This is a genomic window from Paenibacillus humicus NBRC 102415 (genome assembly GCF_004000905.1).
GTDB classification, from domain to species: Bacteria; Bacillota; Bacilli; order Paenibacillales; family Paenibacillaceae; genus Paenibacillus_O; species Paenibacillus_O humicus.
The window spans coordinates 1-19026 of the sequence record NZ_BIMD01000071.1 but is presented as its reverse complement, the minus strand read 5'-3'; the positions used below and the strand labels follow the sequence as shown (position 1 = coordinate 19026).

The window sequence follows — 19026 nt, the reverse complement described above, 5'->3', positions numbered from 1 at the left end:
AAGATGCCTCATTCCTCCGTCGAGAGAGTCGGCCTCGTCCCCGGCCTCGTGCTTCGCAGCAGCGTCTGAATGCAGCTCGCATCGCCTGGCGCCGGCTCCGCCCTATGAAGATCCGGCTTCCGGCCGTTCCGGGCATCGGCTTCTCATGCAACGCTCTGCAGCTCCCGGCCGCTCCGGGCATCGGCTTCGCGAGCAGCGAAGCAATGACATCTCATCCTTCCCGTCCGTCATGTCCTGCGCATCCTTACGCATCTCCAAATCGAAGGCCGGATCCTCCCATGGATGCGGTCCGACTCATCAAGAAGGTGAACCGCCATGGAAGCATGGATGAAAAATCTGATCGTCCTCTGGGTCACGCTCTTTCTCGGCATGGCCGGAATGACGATGATCACCCCGTTTCTGCCGCTGTACCTGCAGCAGGATCTCGGCATCAGCAATCCCCACAGCGTCGCTCTCTGGGCCGGGGTCATCTTTGCCGGCAACTTCGTCACTTCGTTCCTGTTCCAGCCGCTCTGGGGCAAGCTGTCCGACCAGTACGGGCGCAAGGTCATGCTGCTGCGCTCCGGCTTCGGCATGGCTTTCGTCATCGTGCTCATGGGCTTCGCCAACCATCCTTGGCAGTTGCTCGCCCTGCGCCTGCTGAACGGTACGATATCCGGCATGAATCCCGCCGCCGTATCGCTGATGAGCTCCAGCGCGCCGCGCGAACGGATGGGCTTCGCGATGGGCACGCTCCAATCCGGAGGCATAGCCGGCACCATCCTCGGTCCGCTGATCGGCGGGCTGCTGGCCGACGCCGTCGGCTACCGGCCGATCTTCTACATAACCGGAGCCATGCTGTTCACCGCGACGCTGCTCGTCCTGTTCGTCGTCCGAGAGTCGTTCGACCGGGAAAAGGCGGCCAAGGTCATCCAGCCTTCCGTCCTCCAGGGAATGAAGGAGCTGAGCGGAATTCCCCAGCTGATGGCGCTGTTCACCGTCACCCTGCTCATCCAGTTCGCCATGATGAGCCCGTCGAGCCTCATGCCTCTGTATGTGCAGGAGCTGCCGGGAAGCAAAGGAAATCTGGCCTTTTTGGCCGGGATGGTGACCTCGGTCACCGGCCTGTCGAATCTGGTCGCCTCCCCCGTGCTCGGCCGGCTGAGCGACCGGATCGGCCAGACCAAGGTGCTCGCCGTATCGCTGCTCGGGGCTGCAGCCATGTTCATTCCGCAGGCGTTCGCTGGATCCGTCTGGGATCTCTTGATCGTCCGCTTCCTGCTCGGCCTGTTCCTCGGCGGCCTCATCCCGTCCGTGAACGCGTTGATCCGGGTATACACGCCCGAGGGCAAGGAAAGCCGGGCCTACAGCCTCAACAGCAGCACGCTGGCGCTCGGCAATATGCTGGGGCCCATCGCCGGCGGCCTGCTCAGCGGAGTGATCGGCATCGAAGGCATCTTCCTGCTCAGCTCCGTGCTGCTGTTCGCCAACGCCTACTGGGTATGGCGGATGCTGCTGAAGCCGGGCAGGAAGCCTGCCCGGCTGGATTGAGCGATGCAGGGATGGCATCCGCAGCCGGAGCCGTCGATTGATGGCCGGCATTCAGCGGCCGTATGCGGCCGCGCCGACCTCCGCATTCCCCCTCATGCGCGAACGCGTGAAGAGCGGAACGGCCAGTCGCGGCGGACCCGCCCCGACCTGCCGCCGCTTGCATGGATGATTGGCGCCTACGGATTGACCCGCACGACCGCCAGCCCGTCATAGGCGGGCAGCAGCGTGCCGGTCAGCCTGCGATCGGAGGCGACCCGCTCGTTGAACTCGCGCATCGCGAGCACGGAAGGTCCGCTCCGCTGGAGATCCGCGACGCGGCCGCGCAGCAGCGTATTGTCGGCTACGATGACCGCGCCGGGATTGGCCAGCCCGATCGCCGCGTCCAGATAGCGGACATATCCGCCCTTGTCGGCGTCGATGAAAAAGAAGTCGTAGCGCCGCCCTTCGGATGTCAGCCGCTCCAGGCTCTCGCCTGCGTCGCCGACGAGATGGGAGACGCGGCTTCCGAGCCCGGCCGCCTCCAGATTCTCCTTCGCAGTGTCTGCGTATTCCTGCAGCAGCTCCAGCGAGGTGAGGCTTCCGCCGCCGCCCAGTCCGCGCGCCAGGCAAATGCCGCTGTAACCGCCCAGCGCTCCGATCTCGAGCAGCTCCTTCGCTCCGGACATCTGCACCAGCAGCGTGAGCAGCCTGCCGTAGCCGGTTGGGACGGATATTTCGGGCATTCCTTTCGCCCTGATGCTCTCCAGCACCCGCGCGAGATCCTCATCGGGCGGAAACAAAGCTTCGATATAAGCTTCCATTTCGTTCATTGCGGCTCAATCCTTTCTGTCGGTGTACTTGCTTGCGATTATCGCCTATACTTGATTGTATGACGACCTGCGGCCGGATACAAATTCCGCCCGCAGGCAAGAGATGGAGTGAACGATACACGATGCAGCTTGAACTGATTGCCACTTCGCCCATGGGGCTGGAGGCAGTGGTTGCCAGGGAACTGAAGGATCTTGGCTATACCGATGTCAAAACAGAAAACGGCCGCGTCACCTTCAAGGGCGGCCTGGAGGATATCGCAAGGACGAACCTTTGGCTCCGCACGTCGGACAGGGTGCTCGTCAAGATGGCCGAATTCCGCGCCATGACCTTCGAGGAGCTGTTCGAGGGCGTGCGAGCGCTGGACTGGCCCGACTGGATCCCCGAGGACGGGGAGTTCCCCGTCAATGGACGGTCCCAAAAATCGCAGCTGTCGAGCGTGCCCGCCTGCCAGTCGATCGTCAAGAAGGCGGTCGTCGAGCGGATGAAGGAGCAGTACGGCACGGAATGGTTCCGCGAGGACGGGGCGCGCTATGTCATCGAAGTGAGCCTGCTGAACGACATGGCGCTCATTACGCTGGATACGACGGGACCGAGCCTGCATAAGCGCGGCTACCGCAAGCTCGTCACCGAAGCCCCGATCAAGGAAACGATGGCGGCGGCGATGGTGCTGCTGTCGCGCTGGAGCCCGGAGCGCCCTCTGTACGATCCGTTCTGCGGTTCCGGCACGATTCCGATCGAGGCGGCCATGATCGGCTGGAATGTCGCTCCGGGATTGCGCAGATCGTTCAGCAGCGACGCCTGGGACATCATGGGCCAGAGCCGCTGGGACCTTGCCCGCGAGGAAGCCTTCGATTCCGTAAGGGATGACGTGAAGCTGGAAATCGCCGGGTCGGATATCGATCCCGAAGCGATCGAGGTGGCCGAGGCCGCGCTCAAAAAAGCCGGCTTCGCCCGCGAGATCAAGCTCCAGACGATGCCGATCGCGCGCGTTCAGCCTCAAGGGCATTACGGCTGCATCATCACGAACCCGCCTTACGGCGAGCGGCTCGGGACGGAGAAGGAAGCCGACAAGGTCATCCGCCAGCTCGGCTTCATCGATGCGGTCAAGAAGGACTGGTCCGTATTCGCCCTCAGCCCTTCCAAGTCGTTCGAGCAGAGCTACGGGCGCAACGCGGACAAAAAGCGCAAGCTTTACAACGGGCGCATCGAATGCCAGCTGTACCAGTACCTGGGGCCGCTGCCTCCGAGGCCTCGGCTCGATGGCGCTCCAACGGCGAGCTCTGCCGAATAACGCGAAACACCCTCTCCCTTTATGCGCGGGCAGAGGGTGTTTTTTTGTCCGGCAAAAAAAAGCCGGCGTGCAAATCCGGGAAGATACCGCTCCTCCCGGACAGCCGCCGGTCTTATTTCTTGATGTAGGGCTTCACTTTCTCGATGACTTCGTCCTCGGTCGGAGCCGCGATGTAACGTCCGTTGATGAAGACGAACGCTCTCTTGCCGCATGGACCGCAGTAGGACTTGCAGCCGATCTTGATGTCGGCGGCCGGATCGAGCTTCTGCAGCTTTGGAATGATCGTTTTCAGACGCATGAAGTTGCATTTCTCGCAGACGCGGATGTCGTTCTTCGATGCGGGCTTATCCTCCTGCCGGGCGGGCAGCGTCTCAGTGGTCACCGTGGTTTCCTTTGGCCGGATTCGTGACGACGAATCCTTCTTCCGGGGTGTAGAGATAATCGATCTTCACGCCGTCCAGCAGCTCGACGCCCTTCTCGAGCAGCACGTCGATGTCCTTGTCCGTCGATACGAGCTCGTCCTTCTCCGTCGGATCGTCGATGCCGAGCCCGTAGTGGGCATGATCTCCGTGGGAGTGGGTGATGTAGACGCGCAGCTTCTTGCCTTCATGCTCGGGCTTGTCCAGCTCCAGCTTCAGCACCTTCGCGGCATTGCGGGTAATTTTGCAATTCATGGCGGTTCCTCCTGGCTATAAAGTAAAGCTTGCCCGCTGCAGGCGCGGCAAGCTTGTCGACTGCATCTCTCTCATCCAGTAATTCTATCGAAAGACGGCCAAAACATCAAGACGCGCCGTACTTGTTTTCCATTCCTTTGGCGAACCAGCTGGCCGCCATCATCGTCACCGCGATGTCGTCCACGGGCATGAACGGCATGACGTCCGGAAGAACCCAGTACAGTCCGACAGGAATAAGAAACAGCAGCTTATCCGTCAGCTTGACGTTCTTGGAGCGCAGCAGCCGGAATACCCGGACAAACACATGTCTCCAATGGTTGAGCGATAGAAGCTTGCGCAAGGCTCATTCCCCCTATGGTTCTATCTTCCCCGGATCGGGCGCGAGCCAAACCCGGCGAAGGGTTATACGAACCGGCAGCCGCAAAGGTTGCGGATCGGCAGCCGCAGCGTTGCCGGCCCGGTGCACGGACGGCTTCCGAAGGGACCGCTCCAAAGAGGTTTTTCCTTTCTTTTATCCCGAATAAAGGGTTTGTGCCGCAAGGATGGCGAATTACACATAGTCGCGACGGAGAAGCATCTCCGCAAGCGCAGAAATGACATCCCCGCAAAGGATGGCCGAAGCGGAAGGAGCGTATCCGGATGGAAATTCGAACTCCCACGAACGAAGAACGGGAAGAAATCATGAGGCTCTCGCCGCAATCCACCTTTGAAGGCACGATGGGCCGGTCCAAGCCGTCCGAAGCGAAAATGAAGCTGATGGTCGGAGAGCTGCTGGCGAAAGGCTCGCGGTTTTTGATTGCGTCCGAGAACCAGGAGGTGCGGGGCTGGATTCTGTTCGGAAAAAGAACGGATGAGTTCTCCGACCAGGAAATCGGCTTCATCTACGAGCTCTTTGTCCTTCCGGAAGCGAGAGGGCAGTCCATTGCGAGCCGCTTGATGGAGCGGGCCGTCGAACAGATGAGACAAGAGAGCTGCTCCGAAATCCGTCTCAACGCGTACGTGGAAAACCGCCATGCGATCCGGCTGTATGAGCGGCTGGGATTCGCAGCCAGAAACATAACGATGAGCTTGCCATTATAAAAAGCAGAGAGCGGCTCGGATATCGAGCCGCTCTCTGCTTTTTCAGCTTCAATCAGCAGCCGGCAAGAACCGGCTGGCATTCATTCCAATCAGCCGCCAGCACAAGAATCAGCCGGCATCCATTCCTCTTCAATCAGCAGCCGGCACAAGAAGCCGGCTGCATTCATTCCCATCAACCGCCGTCAACGACCGGCTGCCATTTCATTCTTTTGCCGCAGGCAGGCTGCCGCTTCCCGTTCCGTTCCATTCCACGACGGCGCCTATTCTCTCTCCATCGCGATCCGCAGCACCTCGTCCAGCAGCAGGCTCACGCGGAAGTACATGCCGCTCCACTGCTCCAACGGCAGAGGATTGACGCCCAGGCCCGCTTCCACCGTAAATCCCGGCCTGCGGAAGCGCCGGATGAACCAGTCCTTGAATCCGGCATCGCTGTCTGTCAGGGCGACGGGAGCGTAACCGCTGGCAGCGCCGAGCCTTGCCGCCATCTCCTCCGCCCCCGGAGGCTCGAAGCCCCGGTAGTTCCAGTAGATCTCTTCCCCCTGGGTATGCAGGGCGACGACGATATCGAAGGATTCGCGTTCCGTAAGGGCAGCCACCGTTCGAGCCTCTGGCTCGCTGAGCGGGCATTCCCCCGAATAATCCCGCGGACCTGGGCCAGACACTCCGCGGCGCTGACGCTCCTCCTCCCAGCCGGCCGGAAACTGGTCGTTCAGGTCGACGCCGCGGATATTCGCCTTCCAGCCGCTGAAGTCGAGGCTGCCGCCATTCCATTCCAGGAGCTGGCGTCCGTAAGGATGGCCGTCCGTCACGCCCTCGAGCACAAGCTCCACTCCATCCGGATTGACCATCGGCAGCAGCCATACCGTCGTTTCCGCGGCGAAACGATCTCCCGAAGCTTCACGTGCGGCCAACGCCTCCGCGTACTTCATCAGAATGAGACTTGTCACCCATTCATTGGCGTGGAAGGAAGCGTTGATCTGGACGTAGCGCGGCCCGCGTCCGAAGCGCAGCGCCTCGATCGGCTTGCCCATGACGCTCGTGCCGGCAGGCACTCTCGGGAGGCAAGGGTAGCGCCTCTTCAACGCATCCAGATCGGCCGCCAGAACGGCCGGTCCGTACAGGCATGGACGTACAATGTCGTTGTCTTGGACATTCATGGAGGATCCCGCCCTTTATGGAGATACGACCATTGTATGCGGGAACTTGCCCACCTAACACGCCTCCGATGCCGGCGGGAACCGGGCAGAATGCGGCTCCAACGACGGAGCGGCGAGATATTCCGCCATGGGCTGTACATTTCTCCCGCAAAGTTTCGCTCATCCATGACGGTCCAAGCCCGAACAGCCCCCTGCCATAAAGGCAAGGGGCCGCGAAGCTGCCATCCGTTCTACCCGATCTTCGGAATTTGCCAGACGACCGGGGTCAGCTCGATCTGCTCGCCGAGCCATTGCTGGGCGATCCGCTTGAACATCTTGGGCTCGCCGCTGCAGAAGAACTGGTGGATCGGCAGCTCGGGCCCGTGCGCGAGCTTGCCCGATTCCTGCAAAATCGTGCTCATCTCGCGGGCCGTCTCGTTGTCGGAGCTGATCAGCTTGACGCCGCTGCCCATCACTTCCTGGATCGTCTCCGACAGGAACGGATAATGGGTGCAGCCGAGGATGAGCGTGTCGAGCGGAATGTCCTTGAGCTTCTCCATCGATTCGCGGACCGTATCCATCGTCTCCTTGGAGCGGAAGTTGCCCTGCTCCACCAAAGGCACGAAAAGCGGACAAGCCAGGCTCACGACATGGATATTGGGATTGAGCCGCTTGAGCGCGTCCTCGTATGCGCGGCTGCGGACCGTTCCGACCGTCCCGATGACGCCGACGATGCCGGTCTTCGTCTGGTTGATGGCCGCTCTGGCGCCGGGGTTGATGACGCCGACGACCGGAACGTCCACCATGGAGCGGATATCCTCGAGCGCCGCGGCCGTTGCCGTATTGCAGGCGATAATGATCATTTTAGGCTTATACTGCATCAAATAGGAGACGATCTCCTGAGTGAACCGGACGACTTCATCGGACGGACGCGGCCCGTAGGGCGTTCGTGCGGTATCTCCGAAGTAGATGACCTTCTCGCGGGGCAGCTGTCTCATCACTTCCTTGACAACCGTCAGCCCGCCTACTCCGGAATCTAGGATGGCTATGGGTCTTTGCACGTACACACCGCTTTCCATGAACAAAATGAGGGTCCGTTTTTGACTATGACAGCATATGAATGCCGTCTTTCAAACGTACCTTCATCTTAGCGGATTAGACAGGCCTGTTCAAGCCGAGGAGCGGCCGGCTTCGCCGGCTGGGCGCTCTCGGCAGGCCTCGCTGGACGCAAGGAGCCCGGTGGCGTCCGGGACAGCGGCAGGGTGACGGTGAAGACGGCTCCTTCCTCGGAATCGTTGTGCGCTGCAATGGCTCCGCCGTGCATCTCCACGATCTTCCGGCTGATGGACAAGCCGAGGCCGCTGCCGCCGCCGGTCCGGGTCCTCGACGGGTCGGCCTTGTAGAAGCGCTCGAAAATATGAGGCAGGCTGGCGTTCGGAATGCCGGTCCCCGTATCCTTGAAGGTGACGACCGCCTCCTCGCCCGTCCTCCGCAGCGTAATCTGGATGGACCCGCCGTCCGGCGTGAACTTGACGGCGTTATGAAGGAGATTGATCCATACCTGATCAAGCAGGTCGGCGTCCGCATCACTTTCGGCCGGGTCCATCTGCGCCTCAACCTCCAGGCTTTTGGCGCTCCACTGGGGCTCGCCGGCCAGGATGACCCGCTGCAGCTGCTTGTCGAGCCGGACCGGCACGGGATGGAACGGATGCTTGTCGGAATCGAGCGAGGCCAGCTTCAGCATGCTGTCCGACAGCCGCGATAGGCGCACGCTCTCCTGCTCGATGATATCGAGATAATGCTCCCGCTGAAGGGGAGTCAGCTCGCTGTCCTTGAGGACGCGCGCGAACCCGCCGATCGACGTGAGCGGCGATTGGATCTCGTGGGAGACGTTGGAGATGAACTCCTGGCGGAGAATCTCCATCTTGTCGAGATCGGCGGCCATGTTGTTGATGCCTTGAACAAGATTTTCCATATACCCTTCGTTCATCTCCCTCGGCACCTCGATCGACACGCGGAAGTCCCCCTTCGCAATCGCGGCCAAGGCATCCAGAATCGCTTGAAAGGCTTCCATCTGCTTTCTGCGCGCGAACCGTCCCCATAGGTACAGAATGCCTCCGAACAGGATGAAGCCAGCCCCGGATTTCAACAGCTGGCCGACCAGTGGAGCGGGCTTCCATGCAAGCCACTCGAAAAAATAAAACGACGCCGTCCAGCAAAGCACGAGCAGCACGGAAACTCTCGCCATCGTGAAGACAACCATGAGCCTGAACCTGCTTTTCGAGCCCATCCTCTTCATTGTTTCTCCTCAAGCCTGTAGCCGAGCCCGCGGATCGTGCGGATCTCCAGATGCTCCGCCTCGGACAGCCGCTCGCGCAGCCTCTTGATATGCACGTCGACCGTACGCTCGTCTCCCTCGTAATCGAAGCCCCAGATCTGCTCGATCAGCGAGTCGCGGCTGAGCGTCTTGCCCGGGTAGCTGGCGAGCAGGAAGAGCAGCTCGAATTCCTTGAGCGGAAGGGTGGCTTCCTTGCCGCCGATCCGGCATTGGAACGTCTTGCGGTCCAGCTCGAGCTCCCCGATCCGGATCTGCTGGGAAGCCGCGATCCGGTAGCGCTTCAGCAGCGCCTTCACCCGCGCGGTCAGCTCGAGGGAATCGAACGGCTTGACGAGGTAATCGTCCGTGCCGAGCTCGAATCCCTTGATCTTATGCATCGTTTCTCCCTTGGCCGTAAGCATGAGGATCGGCATCCCCTCGTAGTTCTCTCCCAGCCGGCGGCACAGCTCCCACCCGTCCATCTCCGGCATCATGATATCGAGCACGACGAGATCGGCTCGCCTGGAAGACAGCTTGAGGAGAGCCTCGCGGCCGTCGGCCGCTTCTTCCGTCGCATAACCTTCCTTGCGGAGCAGATGGGAGACCAGCTCGCGGATATGGCTGTCGTCGTCGACGACAAGGATGTGAGTCATGTCGGTTCCGCCTTTCCATTAGCGCTTATAGGCATTTTATCGGTTTCATTCTCATTCCGTAAACCTGATGGCGCCGCATCAGCGGCTGGGCTTATCTTAACCGTCCTATATGAACTGAATATGTACACGGCAGCCTGCGCGAATAAAAAAAACAGACCCCCGCTGCAATCGGGGATCTGTCGCTTTCGAATGAGAGGCGCAGCGCTTTCGCGCGGGCCAGAGACAAGAAGCCTGTGATGCAGGCAAGAAAGGCCATGCATGCGCCTGTACAGCAGCCTGCAGTCTCCGCCGCCGTCAGCGGTATTTCGGCAGCCAGTCGCCATGGGCTTCGATCAAGTCGTCGCACAGCGCGATGATGTCGTCCATGGACAATTCCGCCGACGTATGCGGATCCAGCATGGCGGCCTGGTAAATATGCTCCTTGCGGCCGGTCGCCGCCGCCTCCAGCGTCAGCAGCTGAGTATTGATATTGGTCCGGTTCAAAGCGGCCAGCTGCGGCGGCAGATTGCCGACATGCGTAGGCTGGACTCCGCCGCGGTCGACAAGGCAAGGCACTTCCACGCACGCCTCGCTCGGCAGGTTCGGAATCAGGCGGCCCGTGTTCATGACGTTGCCGCCGATCCGGAACGGCACGTCGGTCTCGATGGCTTCGATAATATGGGAAGCATATTCATGGGTCCGCTCATGCGCCAGCTCCTGCTTGCCGAGCAGCTCCTCCCGCAGCCGGTTCCAGTCGGCGATCTGATTCACGCAGCGGCGGGGATATTCATCCAACGGAATGTTGAAGCGCTCGATCAGCTCCGGATAATTCTTTTTAATGAAATACGGATGGTATTCCGCGTTATGCTCGGAGGATTCCGTCACGTAATAGCCGAATTTCAGCATCAATTCGTAACGGACCATGTCATGATGCTTCTCCTTTTGCCGCTCCGCCGCTCTGCGTCTGATCTCCGGATACAGATCCTCCCCGTCGCGGGTCGCCTCCAGCAGCCACGCCATATGATTGATGCCGGCGATCTTCGTCTTGACGCCCTCGGCGCTGATTCCGAGGTCCTTGAACAAATGGGGCACGCACACCTGGACGCTGTGGCAGAGGCCGACCGTGTTCACCCCGCCGTAGGTGTTCATGTAATTGGTCAGCACCGCCATCGGATTCGTGTAGTTCAGGAACAGCGCGTTCGGGCAAACTTCCCGAATGTCCTCGGCGAATCCATGCATGACCGGAATCGTCCTCAGGTTGCGGAAGATGCCGCCGATGCCGACCGTGTCCGCGATCGTCTGGCGCAGGCCGTATTTCTTCGGAATCTCGAAGTCCGTAATCGTGCTGGGATCGTATCCGCCCACCTGGATGGCGTTGATGACATATTTGGCTCCGCGCAGAGCTTCCTTCCGGTCGGAATAAGCCTTGATCCGGCAGCTGCTTCCGCTGGTCGTCTTGATCGCGCCGAGGAGCTGCTCCGATTCCTTCATCCGCTCGGGATTGATGTCGTACAGAGCCAGCTCGAATGACTGCAGAGACGGCGTCTTCATGACGTCGCCGAGCACATTTCGCACGAACACCGTGCTGCCTGCGCCGAGGAAGGTGATTTTGTCCATAGGCTGCATCCTCCTTGATTACGTTCCATTTGTGTGCCTGCCAGCCCGGCCTGAGACCTTGATCCGGCTAGAGCGGCTAAGGGCCGGCACCTCGTCATCATTGTAAAATAACGCTTTCAGCAGCGGTATGGAACGTTGGCGGCAATGCATGGACATTTGTCGTCGTTTCCGCTACTGTGGGATCAGAACAAGCCAAGGAGGCTCCGCCCGATGCCAGCCACTCCGGACCACTACGATTTCAAGGTCAGCGACAACCCGGGCTCTGTGCCTGCGGCCGAATTGACGGTTCTGTTCAGCGGGGAAGGCAGCCCGATACCCGGTCATGAGAACGGTCCCGGCATTCATGATTACGTCCTCATCCATACCGTTACAGGCGGCAAGGGAACATTCCGCTGCGGGGACAAGGACGCTGCGCTGTCTTCCGGCGACAGCTTTGCGATTTTTCCAAGCGTCTTGTTCCAATATACGGCGGACAGCGAGGATCCCTGGCAGTACAACTGGGTCGCCTTCCGGGGACATGCCGCCCTGCATCTGCTCGCCGAGGCCGGGATTACGCCGGAAAAGCCCGCCATTCTCGGGCAAGGAAGCGGCAACGCAGCGGAGCTGTATGCCCGGCTGCGTGATTCCCTCGCATCGGGAAACAGCGCTTCCCTGATGGACATGGAGGCGAGCGGCTGGCTCCGGCTGCTGCTGGCCGAGTTCGCCCGCCTGCAGCCGGATGCCGCTACGCCGTCGGCCCGCTCCACCGCCGCAGCCCGCCGGCAGGCGGAGCAGGCTGCGCGCTGGCTGCAGACGCATTATGCCGAAGCCGTGTCCATCTCGGAGCTGGCCAAAGCTCTCGGCTACCATCGTTCCCATCTGTCCAAGGTGTTCCGAAGCGTCACCGGCCTCTCTCCCATGCAATATCTCCAAAATATCCGCCTGCGCCGGGCGATGGCGCTGCTCGGCACGGAGCTGAGCGTGGAGCAGGTGGCGGCGTCCTGCGGATTTTCCGATCCGCTCTATTTCTCCCGGCAGTTCAAGCGCAGCGCCGGCTGCTCGCCTTCCGCCTACCGGGCGCGGCTTGTGAACCCATGAACAAAACAGGCAGCCCCGAAGCGATCGCTTCGGGGCTGCCTGTCGGAATGCGAAAAGCAGGTTCTGTCAGACCTGCTGATCTCTCGACGAGATCCTGTTGCTGCGGAGACAGGTTTTGCCTCTAAACCTGCTGGATCTTGATGAGATTGGTCGCTCCGGAGCGTCCGCTCGGCACGCCGGAGGAGATGACGACATAATCGCCTTCATGCAGCAATCCCGTCTTGCTGCCGTCGACGATCGCGGACTGGAGCAGCTCGTCCGTGCTCGTCGCGCGCTCTCCGAGCACGGGAATGACGCCGCGCAGCAGGCTCAGCTTGGCCGTGACGCGAGGATCCGGCGTGATGGCGATGATAGGAGCCTTCGGCCGGTACTTCGATACCATGCGCGCCGTGAATCCGGATTCCGTCGGCGTCAGGATCGCCTTGGCATCGAGATCGATCGAGGAGCCTACGGCCGCCTGGCTGATGACCTCGGTCGTCGTCGTGGCGTGGAGCGCCCGGCGCGACTGGAATTCAAGCCGGTAGTTCAGCATGGACTCCGCCTTGACGGCGATCGAGGCCATGCGGCGCACCGATTCCACCGGATACTTGCCGGCAGCCGTCTCGCCGGAGAGCATGATGCAGTCGGTGCCCTGCTGCACGGCGCCGGCGACGTCGCTCACTTCCGCGCGTGTAGGGCGCGGGTTGACCTGCATCGACTCCAGCATATGGGTGGCGACGATGACCGGCTTGCCTGCAATGTTGCACTTCGTAATCATTTCTTCCTGAAGGGCAGGCACGTCCTCGACCGGAATCTCCACGCCGAGGTCGCCGCGGGCGACCATGATGCCGTCCGATGCCTCGATGATGGCATCCAGGTTCTCGACGCCTTCGTCATTTTCGATTTTGGAGATGATCTGGATATGTCCGGCGCCGTTCTCTTCGAGAATCTGGCGGATCTCCATGATATCTTCCGCTTTGCGGACGAACGAGGCGGCGATGATGTCCACGTTCTCGCCGATCCCGAAGTGGATATGCTTGACGTCGCGCTCCGTGACGCCGGGCAGGCGGGTGCGCACGCCGGGCAGGTTGACGCCTTTGCGGGGCTTCAGCATGCCGCCGCTGACGATCTCGCAGCGGATCTCGGTGCCGCCGGATTCCTTCACCTTCAGCTCGATCAGGCCGTCGTCGATCAGAATCGTGCTGCCTTCATGCACATCCTCCGGCAAGCCGGGGTAGTTGACGGAGATGCGGGATGCGTCGCCTTCGAGCTCGATCGTGGTGAGCACCAGCTCGGCGCCCGTCTGCAGGTGGACCGATGGGGCGGAGAGCTTGCCGATCCGCACCTCGGGTCCTTTGATGTCCATCAGGATGGGAACAAGCTGGCCGCCGACAGCGGCCGAAGCCTCGCGGACCGAGCGGATGCGGGCGGCATGATCCTCCAGCTCACCGTGAGCCATGTTGATGCGGGCCACGTTCATGCCGGCCTCCATCATTTGCTTGAGGGTGTCGACCGACTCGCTTGCCGGACCGAGCGTACATACGATTTTTGTTTTGCGCAGCATAATTGAAGTCCTCCTAGGTGTTTGCTTCCTCCATTGTACCTGTTGAAGAAGACCAAAACGACGTCCTATAGTATAATAAAAAACCTATAGTACGATAAAAGGAGCCAACCGATGGCGCAATTGCCCAACAACTGGGATATCAACCGGATTCAAGGAAATTCCGAATCGCTGATCAGCCGCCGATCGGACGATCGGAATGCATTGCTGCTGGCCAGCTACGGCAAGTTCACGCTTGAAATAGACGGGGAGCCGATCGGGACCGCCCGAGGAGACCTCATCTTCATTCCCGCGGCGGCAGAGGCCAGGTCCGTCGCTCTGCCGGGAGTGTTTCATGAGATGTATGTCATCTGGTTCAGCATGGAATCATCCCTGGCCTCCGGCTTTCCCCTTCCGGAGAGATGGGATCGCACAAGGCCTGCCGCTTATGATCTGCTGCTCGACCGGATCAAGTCGATGCTCGGCGAAAGCAAGGAGGGACTGCCCTACTCGCGCTTGCTGGGAACGGGGCTGCTGCTGGAAATAGTGGCTTTATGGGGAAGAGAGCGGTCCAAGGGTGAAGCCAAGGCAGCCGGAAGCCGCCATATCGACAAGATGAAAGCTTTCCTTCAGGATCATTACCGGGAGCATGTGACCAAGGAAGAGCTTGGCGAATGCATCGGCCGCACGCCGAATTATGCCGCTTCGCTGTTCCGAAGCGGCACCGGTCAGACCATCAGCGGTTATGTCCATTCCTTGCGGATGAAAACGGCGGTGTATATGCTGCAGGAATCGCTGCTCACCGTGGAAGAAATCGCGGCCTATCTCGGCTATGCCGAGGTATCCTACTTTCAGCGGGTGTTCAAGCGCTCCTACGGAGAACCGCCGTCTATGTACGCCAGCCGCATCCGCTAGGATGAGCTGGAGGCTCCTCAGATTTTGCCGGAGCCGTCTTCTTCGGCATCGATCGACTCAATGTGTTCATTAATGACGAAATCCGAGACGTCCAGATCGTCGTGCGAAGCCGCCGATGCGATGACCGCGAGCTCGCGATCTTCGCCGCGGTCCCAGAACTTGATTCCGGATGCCAAGGTTTCGGCCGTTTGAATGGCTTTATCCTTCAGCGCCGTTGCTCCGGCAGCCGTCTGCCTTGCCGCTGCCGCAGCCTTGTCGCCGATGATCTCGCCGATTTCAACCGCCGTGTCGGCCGCCTTGGCCGCATACTCGCCGATGTCGGAGCGCAGCTCGCGGCCCGACTTCGGAGCCAGCAGCAGCGCCGTCACCGATCCGACGATACCTCCCGCAATTGCGCCCCATGCAAATCCATATTTCTTCTTCGCCATCTTAATCGCTCCCTTCCTCGTTAGGGTTCCCATTGTTCCGTCCGGAACATGCAGAGATTCCAAGCTTTTCGCGGCGGCTGCGCCAAAACATCCATCCTTCGAGCGCGACCTCGGCGATGCCGATCGCCTGATCGATCTGCTCCCGGTATTTGCCGGCCGCCTGCTCCACGCGGACTGCAGCCGATTCGGCCGTGTCCGCAGCCGCATGGGCGAGCTTTCGCGCCGCGAGCTGCGCATGGTTCGCTGCGTCCTGCAGCTTGAGAGCGGATTCCAGCACCGGACCGAGCAGCATCAGCTGCCTCCTCGCTTCCTCGGCCGCCTCTCTTGCGGGCCGCAGAGCATGGCGCGCATCGCTCAGAAGCTCGTCAAGCTGCTCCAGCGATTTGTTTCCTGACGACTGGGCTTCTTCCATCCACGCTTTCAGACGGCGAAGCACCCCGACGAACTGCCATGCAGCCGCAGCGACCGCGATTGCCGCCACGGCGGCGCCCAGCGCCGCGATCCAAGCTGCCATGCCTCCACCTCCTGCATGTTCCGGTTCCGGGCGGGAGCCCATTGCCTGAGATCAGTAGATGCGGCGTGGGCTTGGCTTGACACTTCAATCTCAAAATAAAAAAACCGCCCATTGAAAGGCGGCTTCAAAACGGGCAGTCGCGATGTTATTGTTCCTTGGCGAGATAAATCTCCACCTGTTCCCGGAAGCTTGCCAGCCAGCCGGGAAGCTGCGCCGTGAATGGATGCAGCTCGCTTCGCGGCCAGTCATAATATTCCTGAACGAGCTTGCGGCGCAGCGAGGCCAGCTCCGCCAAGCTGCGGGCAAGCCCGGCATCGATGACTTCCTCGCCGCCGATGATTTCGACAATATCCTCGTAGCTGCTGGCATCCCTCATGATATAACCGTCGATGAGGCAGCTGCCTACGTCGGTCACGGTTTCGATCGCCAGATGGAGAGCCCTTTCCTGGGCAAGCCCTTGAAGCAGGGTTCCCTGCCAGCCGGCCGCCAGCTCCCTCAGCGCCTGCTCAAGCTCCGGCATGGCGCCGAGCCTGAGACGGATGTCTTGCACGTTGACGTAATACATGAAGCGCCTCCGTTATCGGTTATTCTTTTTTCTGCCGCGCCGTTTCAGCCAGACGATCATGATGATGCTGCTGACGATGACGACGAACAGATAGACGATCATCTGATAAAAATCTTCCCCAAGCGATTCTTCCTGCATAGTTACGCACCTTCCTTAAGAAGCCGGAGCTCCTCCTGCTTGTTGGTTCAGCCTATGTAGTCCACGCTCACGGAAGATTCGCGGGCCTCGTTCATGTGCTCGATGACCTTCTGGTGAACGGGATGCACCTGGTATTCGCCAAGAGCTTCCAGGGAATCGAACCTGGTTACGAGCGCGATATCGTACGAACGCTCGGAATGGACGACATCAACGCCTACCTCCAGATGCCGGAGCACCTCGATGCGGCCTTCCATGCCGCGAAGGACGGAGGCCGTGCGCTCCACGCTGTCTGCGCTGCGGTCTTTGAGGCGGAAGAACACGATATGGGTCAGCATAGTAGTGAAAACGCTCCCTCTTGATCATGAATCGGCGCGGAACTTGCATCACCTGCATGTCCCGAGCCCTTTTGACCCATAATAACTCAAGCCGCATCATTCGGCAATGCCAGCAGAAGGGAGCAAGAACAGGTGCGTTATCCCGTCACGATCGCCGCGGTCCTGATCAGCCTTGCCCTATGCCTTTTCAGCTCAACGGGGTATGATCCCCATAACTTCTTCTTTTTCATGTTCAGTCCTGTCGCCTGGATCTCGGATGTCTTCTACGATATCCATGCCACGCCGGTCTTGATCATGTACATCCTCACGATCGCCTGTTATGCGGCCATCGGGTATGCCTGCGACCGGATCATCCAAGCCGAGCGCCGCAAAAGAAACGCTGCCTGAAAATCGGAAAGCCCTTGGGGACGCCTGCTTCGTGCAGGTTCCGCGAGGGCTTTTTCCGTTCGCCTGCCGATCCGGGCTCAAGCCGGCTGCAGCCGGCCGTTCTCCAGCTTCAGCACGCGGTCGCAATACTCCAGCACCCGATCGTCATGGGTGACCATGATTCCCGCCTTCTTCTGCGCCTTCACGCCGTCCCGCAGCATGCGGACGACATCCCTTCCGCGCTCGGCATCCAGGCTTGCCGTCGGCTCGTCGGCATAGATGACCGAAGGATCGTTCATCCACGCGCGGGCGACGGCTGTCCGCTGCCGCTCGCCCCCGGACAGCTTCTCGGGATAGGATCTGCTCCTGCGGGCCAGCCCCAGCAGCTCCAGCAGCTCCTTGGCCCGCTTCGAGGCTTCGGCGGCCGGAGTTCCGGCCAGCTTGGCGACCAGCAGCAGCTGCTCCTCGACGCGCAGGTACGGAATGAGGTTCGCGGATTGAAACACGAAGCCGAGCTTGGTGAGCCGCAGATCCGCCAGCTGCCCGGCGTCCATGCCGCCGAGCGGCCGCCCGTCTACGCTCACCTCGCCTCCGGTCGGAGACAGCAGCGCTCCGGCGATCGAGAGGAAGGTGCTTTTGCCGGAGCCGGAAGGTCCGGTCACGGCGACCAGCTCCCCCTCTCCGACTTCCAGCGACAAGCCGTCCAGAATCGTTACGCTTGATTCGCCGTCCTGGAACGTCTGGGTCACATTTTCCATAAGCAATCTCGGTTTCATCATGCCGTCCTCCCTATCGCATCCAGCGCGTCGGTGCGCGCCACCTTAATGACAGACAACAGCGAGCCGACTATCGAAGTAGCTAGAAACAAGGCGCAGGTGAAGGCCGTCGTGCCGGCATCGAGCTGGAACGGGACCGTGGAGGGCATCGCCGCACGCATCGCCCAGATGAGCAGCAGGCTCCCCGTCAAGCTGGCCGCGGCAAGCAGGAGCACCTGCCAGAGGACGCTTGCCGACAAATAGCCGGTTCTGGAGCCGATCGCCTTCAAGATGCCGAATTGGCTCGTCTTCTGGATGGTCATGACATAAAAGAACACCGCCAGGACGAATGCCGATATGACGAACAGAAACGCGATCATCATGACCAGCGTGCCTTGCTCCTCGGAATAGCCGGGAATCGCCTGGATGATCTGCTTCTTGGCGAGCAGCTCCGTGCCGGGCAGCTTGCCCTGCAGCGCTTGCGCATCGGCCTGGCTGCCGCGGAAAGCGATCGTGTTGTAGCCGCTTTCCCGTCCGGACTGCTGCAGCTTGCTCCATTCCGCGGGGCTGACGAACGCCGCCGGCGTATGGCTGTAGGATTCATCCTTCACGAAGCCGGAGACGGTCCAGCTGCGGCCCGTTACCGTGTCGGTAAGCTTCGTCCCGAGCTCGACTCCCGATTCCGACAGCTTCCGGTCCACGAGTATGGCGCCATCCGTTCCTGCGGCCGGCTTCGTCCCCTCGACAACGGGCGGCGCCAGCCATCCTTCCGGCTCCACGGACATGAGCGCGGCATCCAGCTTGGCCCCCGTCGCCTCGTTCTGAAGCGAAGCCATGCGCACGCCAAGCAGCTGGACGGCTTCCTCCCCGGCTGCCTCCTTGGCCGCTGCCGCCTGCTCCGGCGTTATCGCCGATCGGGCGAGCCGGCTGTCCGAGCCTTTCTGGACAATAAAGTAATCGGCCTTCATATTCACGACCGAGGATGCGTTCGCATAGGACAATCCTTGCGCCAGCCCGGTCACGAACAGCACCAGAAAAGATACGAGCAGCATGATCGTCGTGATCAGCGCGTACTTCAGCTTGGAATGCCTGATTTCCCGCAAAGCCAAAAACATGAACATCTCCTCCTTCTCATGCCTTCAGCTTAGAGCTGCTGCGTGAACGGAGCGTGAACCGGAGATTACAAGCGGCCGCACGGCTCCGGGCTGAGCAGCCGGACGCCGCTTCCGCCCGGGCAGGCCGATTGAGTCCGAGCAGAAGGCTCAGCGGCTTCGCCGGCCGCATCTCGGAGCGATCGCCAGATCGCTGAAACGCAAAAAAAAGCGTT

23 protein-coding genes are annotated in these 19026 nt (G+C 60.7%); 6 read left to right on the top strand and 17 right to left on the bottom strand.

The window, feature by feature from the left end:
* Positions 1–315 precede the first annotated feature (315 nt).
* Entirely contained in the window at positions 316–1530 is a 1215-nt protein-coding gene (locus tag PHU01S_RS24205; protein ID WP_048748300.1) for an MFS transporter, read from the top strand.
* 176 nt (positions 1531–1706) lie between these two features.
* Here the strand turns inward: PHU01S_RS24205 and PHU01S_RS24200 are convergent, their stop codons facing one another.
* Positions 1707–2339, bottom strand: coding sequence for an O-methyltransferase (locus PHU01S_RS24200; RefSeq protein ID WP_048748299.1), 633 nt, complete (start codon positions 2337–2339; stop codon positions 1707–1709).
* Between the two features lie 122 nt (positions 2340–2461).
* On the opposite strand from PHU01S_RS24200, the gene PHU01S_RS24195 reads away from it, so the two are divergent.
* On the top strand, positions 2462–3631 hold the full coding sequence (locus PHU01S_RS24195; RefSeq protein WP_127510302.1) for a THUMP domain-containing class I SAM-dependent RNA methyltransferase: 1170 nt from the start codon (positions 2462–2464) through the stop codon (positions 3629–3631).
* A 112-nt stretch (positions 3632–3743) separates the two neighbouring features.
* On the opposite strand, the gene PHU01S_RS24190 is transcribed toward PHU01S_RS24195, so the two are convergent.
* The 3 genes from PHU01S_RS24190 to PHU01S_RS24180 form a co-directional block, all read right to left on the bottom strand.
* Positions 3744–4013 carry a YuzB family protein gene (locus PHU01S_RS24190; RefSeq protein WP_021880733.1) on the bottom strand — a complete coding sequence of 90 codons (270 nt, stop codon included), beginning with the start codon at positions 4011–4013 and terminating at the stop codon, positions 3744–3746.
* A complete protein-coding gene (locus PHU01S_RS24185; RefSeq protein WP_021880732.1) occupies positions 4003–4305 on the bottom strand; it encodes an iron-sulfur cluster assembly accessory protein in 303 nt (100 codons plus the stop codon). The genes PHU01S_RS24190 and PHU01S_RS24185 overlap by 11 nt, the downstream gene beginning before the upstream one ends.
* A 106-nt stretch (positions 4306–4411) precedes the next feature.
* A complete protein-coding gene (locus tag PHU01S_RS24180) occupies positions 4412–4645 on the bottom strand; it encodes a hypothetical protein (RefSeq protein ID WP_021880731.1) in 234 nt (77 codons plus the stop codon).
* A 299-nt stretch (positions 4646–4944) separates the two neighbouring features.
* Between PHU01S_RS24180 and PHU01S_RS24175 the strand changes: the two genes are divergently transcribed.
* Complete coding sequence (locus tag PHU01S_RS24175) at positions 4945–5385, top strand: GNAT family N-acetyltransferase (RefSeq protein ID WP_048748297.1); 441 nt, start codon at positions 4945–4947, stop codon at positions 5383–5385.
* Between the two features lie 260 nt (positions 5386–5645).
* Here the strand turns inward: PHU01S_RS24175 and PHU01S_RS24170 are convergent, their stop codons facing one another.
* From PHU01S_RS24170 to PHU01S_RS24150, 5 genes are all read right to left on the bottom strand, one after another.
* Positions 5646–6542 (bottom strand): M14 family metallopeptidase, encoded by an 897-nt coding sequence (locus PHU01S_RS24170; protein ID WP_127510300.1) that lies wholly within the window; start codon positions 6540–6542, stop codon positions 5646–5648.
* 230 nt (positions 6543–6772) lie between these two features.
* Positions 6773–7600, bottom strand: a complete 828-nt coding sequence (gene racE / locus PHU01S_RS24165) for a glutamate racemase (RefSeq protein ID WP_083436537.1) — start codon at positions 7598–7600, stop codon at positions 6773–6775.
* Positions 7601–7668: 68 nt separating this feature from the next.
* Complete coding sequence (locus PHU01S_RS24160; RefSeq protein ID WP_307721825.1) at positions 7669–8811, bottom strand: sensor histidine kinase; 1143 nt, start codon at positions 8809–8811, stop codon at positions 7669–7671.
* Positions 8812–8816: 5 nt separating this feature from the next.
* A complete protein-coding gene (locus PHU01S_RS24155; RefSeq protein WP_021880726.1) occupies positions 8817–9491 on the bottom strand; it encodes a response regulator transcription factor in 675 nt (224 codons plus the stop codon).
* 294 nt (positions 9492–9785) lie between these two features.
* On the bottom strand, positions 9786–11087 hold the full coding sequence (locus PHU01S_RS24150; RefSeq protein ID WP_127510296.1) for an alpha-glucosidase/alpha-galactosidase: 1302 nt from the start codon (positions 11085–11087) through the stop codon (positions 9786–9788).
* A gap of 210 nt (positions 11088–11297) precedes the next feature.
* Between PHU01S_RS24150 and PHU01S_RS24145 the strand changes: the two genes are divergently transcribed.
* Complete coding sequence (locus PHU01S_RS24145) at positions 11298–12164, top strand: AraC family transcriptional regulator (protein ID WP_164763188.1); 867 nt, start codon at positions 11298–11300, stop codon at positions 12162–12164.
* 121 nt (positions 12165–12285) lie between these two features.
* Here PHU01S_RS24145 and pyk read toward each other — a convergent pair whose 3' ends face one another.
* Positions 12286–13704: a pyruvate kinase gene (pyk, locus tag PHU01S_RS24140; protein WP_049869587.1), complete on the bottom strand. Its 1419-nt coding sequence runs from the start codon at positions 13702–13704 to the stop codon at positions 12286–12288.
* 114 nt (positions 13705–13818) lie between these two features.
* Here pyk and PHU01S_RS24135 point away from each other — a divergent pair, with 114 nt between their 5' ends.
* Positions 13819–14598 carry a helix-turn-helix transcriptional regulator gene (locus PHU01S_RS24135; protein ID WP_049867062.1) on the top strand — a complete coding sequence of 260 codons (780 nt, stop codon included), beginning with the start codon at positions 13819–13821 and terminating at the stop codon, positions 14596–14598.
* Positions 14599–14615: 17 nt separating this feature from the next.
* Here the strand turns inward: PHU01S_RS24135 and PHU01S_RS26025 are convergent, their stop codons facing one another.
* The 5 genes from PHU01S_RS26025 to PHU01S_RS24120 all read right to left on the bottom strand — a co-directional run bounded on the left by PHU01S_RS26025 (position 14616) and on the right by PHU01S_RS24120 (position 16578).
* Complete coding sequence (locus tag PHU01S_RS26025; protein WP_048748150.1) at positions 14616–15026, bottom strand: YtxH domain-containing protein; 411 nt, start codon at positions 15024–15026, stop codon at positions 14616–14618.
* 1 nt (position 15027) lies between these two features.
* Positions 15028–15540, bottom strand: a complete 513-nt coding sequence (locus tag PHU01S_RS26020) for a hypothetical protein (RefSeq protein WP_021880372.1) — start codon at positions 15538–15540, stop codon at positions 15028–15030.
* A gap of 145 nt (positions 15541–15685) precedes the next feature.
* Complete coding sequence (locus PHU01S_RS24125; protein ID WP_021880371.1) at positions 15686–16105, bottom strand: DUF86 domain-containing protein; 420 nt, start codon at positions 16103–16105, stop codon at positions 15686–15688.
* Positions 16106–16117: 12 nt separating this feature from the next.
* Complete coding sequence (locus PHU01S_RS26935) at positions 16118–16243, bottom strand: hypothetical protein (protein ID WP_021880370.1); 126 nt, start codon at positions 16241–16243, stop codon at positions 16118–16120.
* A 47-nt stretch (positions 16244–16290) separates the two neighbouring features.
* Positions 16291–16578, bottom strand: a complete 288-nt coding sequence (locus PHU01S_RS24120) for a Dabb family protein (RefSeq protein WP_021880369.1) — start codon at positions 16576–16578, stop codon at positions 16291–16293.
* 132 nt (positions 16579–16710) lie between these two features.
* Between PHU01S_RS24120 and PHU01S_RS24115 the strand changes: the two genes are divergently transcribed.
* A complete protein-coding gene (locus PHU01S_RS24115) occupies positions 16711–16965 on the top strand; it encodes a hypothetical protein (RefSeq protein WP_021880368.1) in 255 nt (84 codons plus the stop codon).
* Positions 16966–17042: 77 nt separating this feature from the next.
* Here PHU01S_RS24115 and PHU01S_RS24110 read toward each other — a convergent pair whose 3' ends face one another.
* A complete protein-coding gene (locus tag PHU01S_RS24110; RefSeq protein WP_021880367.1) occupies positions 17043–17723 on the bottom strand; it encodes an ABC transporter ATP-binding protein in 681 nt (226 codons plus the stop codon).
* Positions 17720–18814: an ABC transporter permease gene (locus PHU01S_RS24105; RefSeq protein WP_049867061.1), complete on the bottom strand. Its 1095-nt coding sequence runs from the start codon at positions 18812–18814 to the stop codon at positions 17720–17722. The genes PHU01S_RS24110 and PHU01S_RS24105 overlap by 4 nt, the downstream gene beginning before the upstream one ends.
* Positions 18815–19026 lie beyond the last annotated feature (212 nt).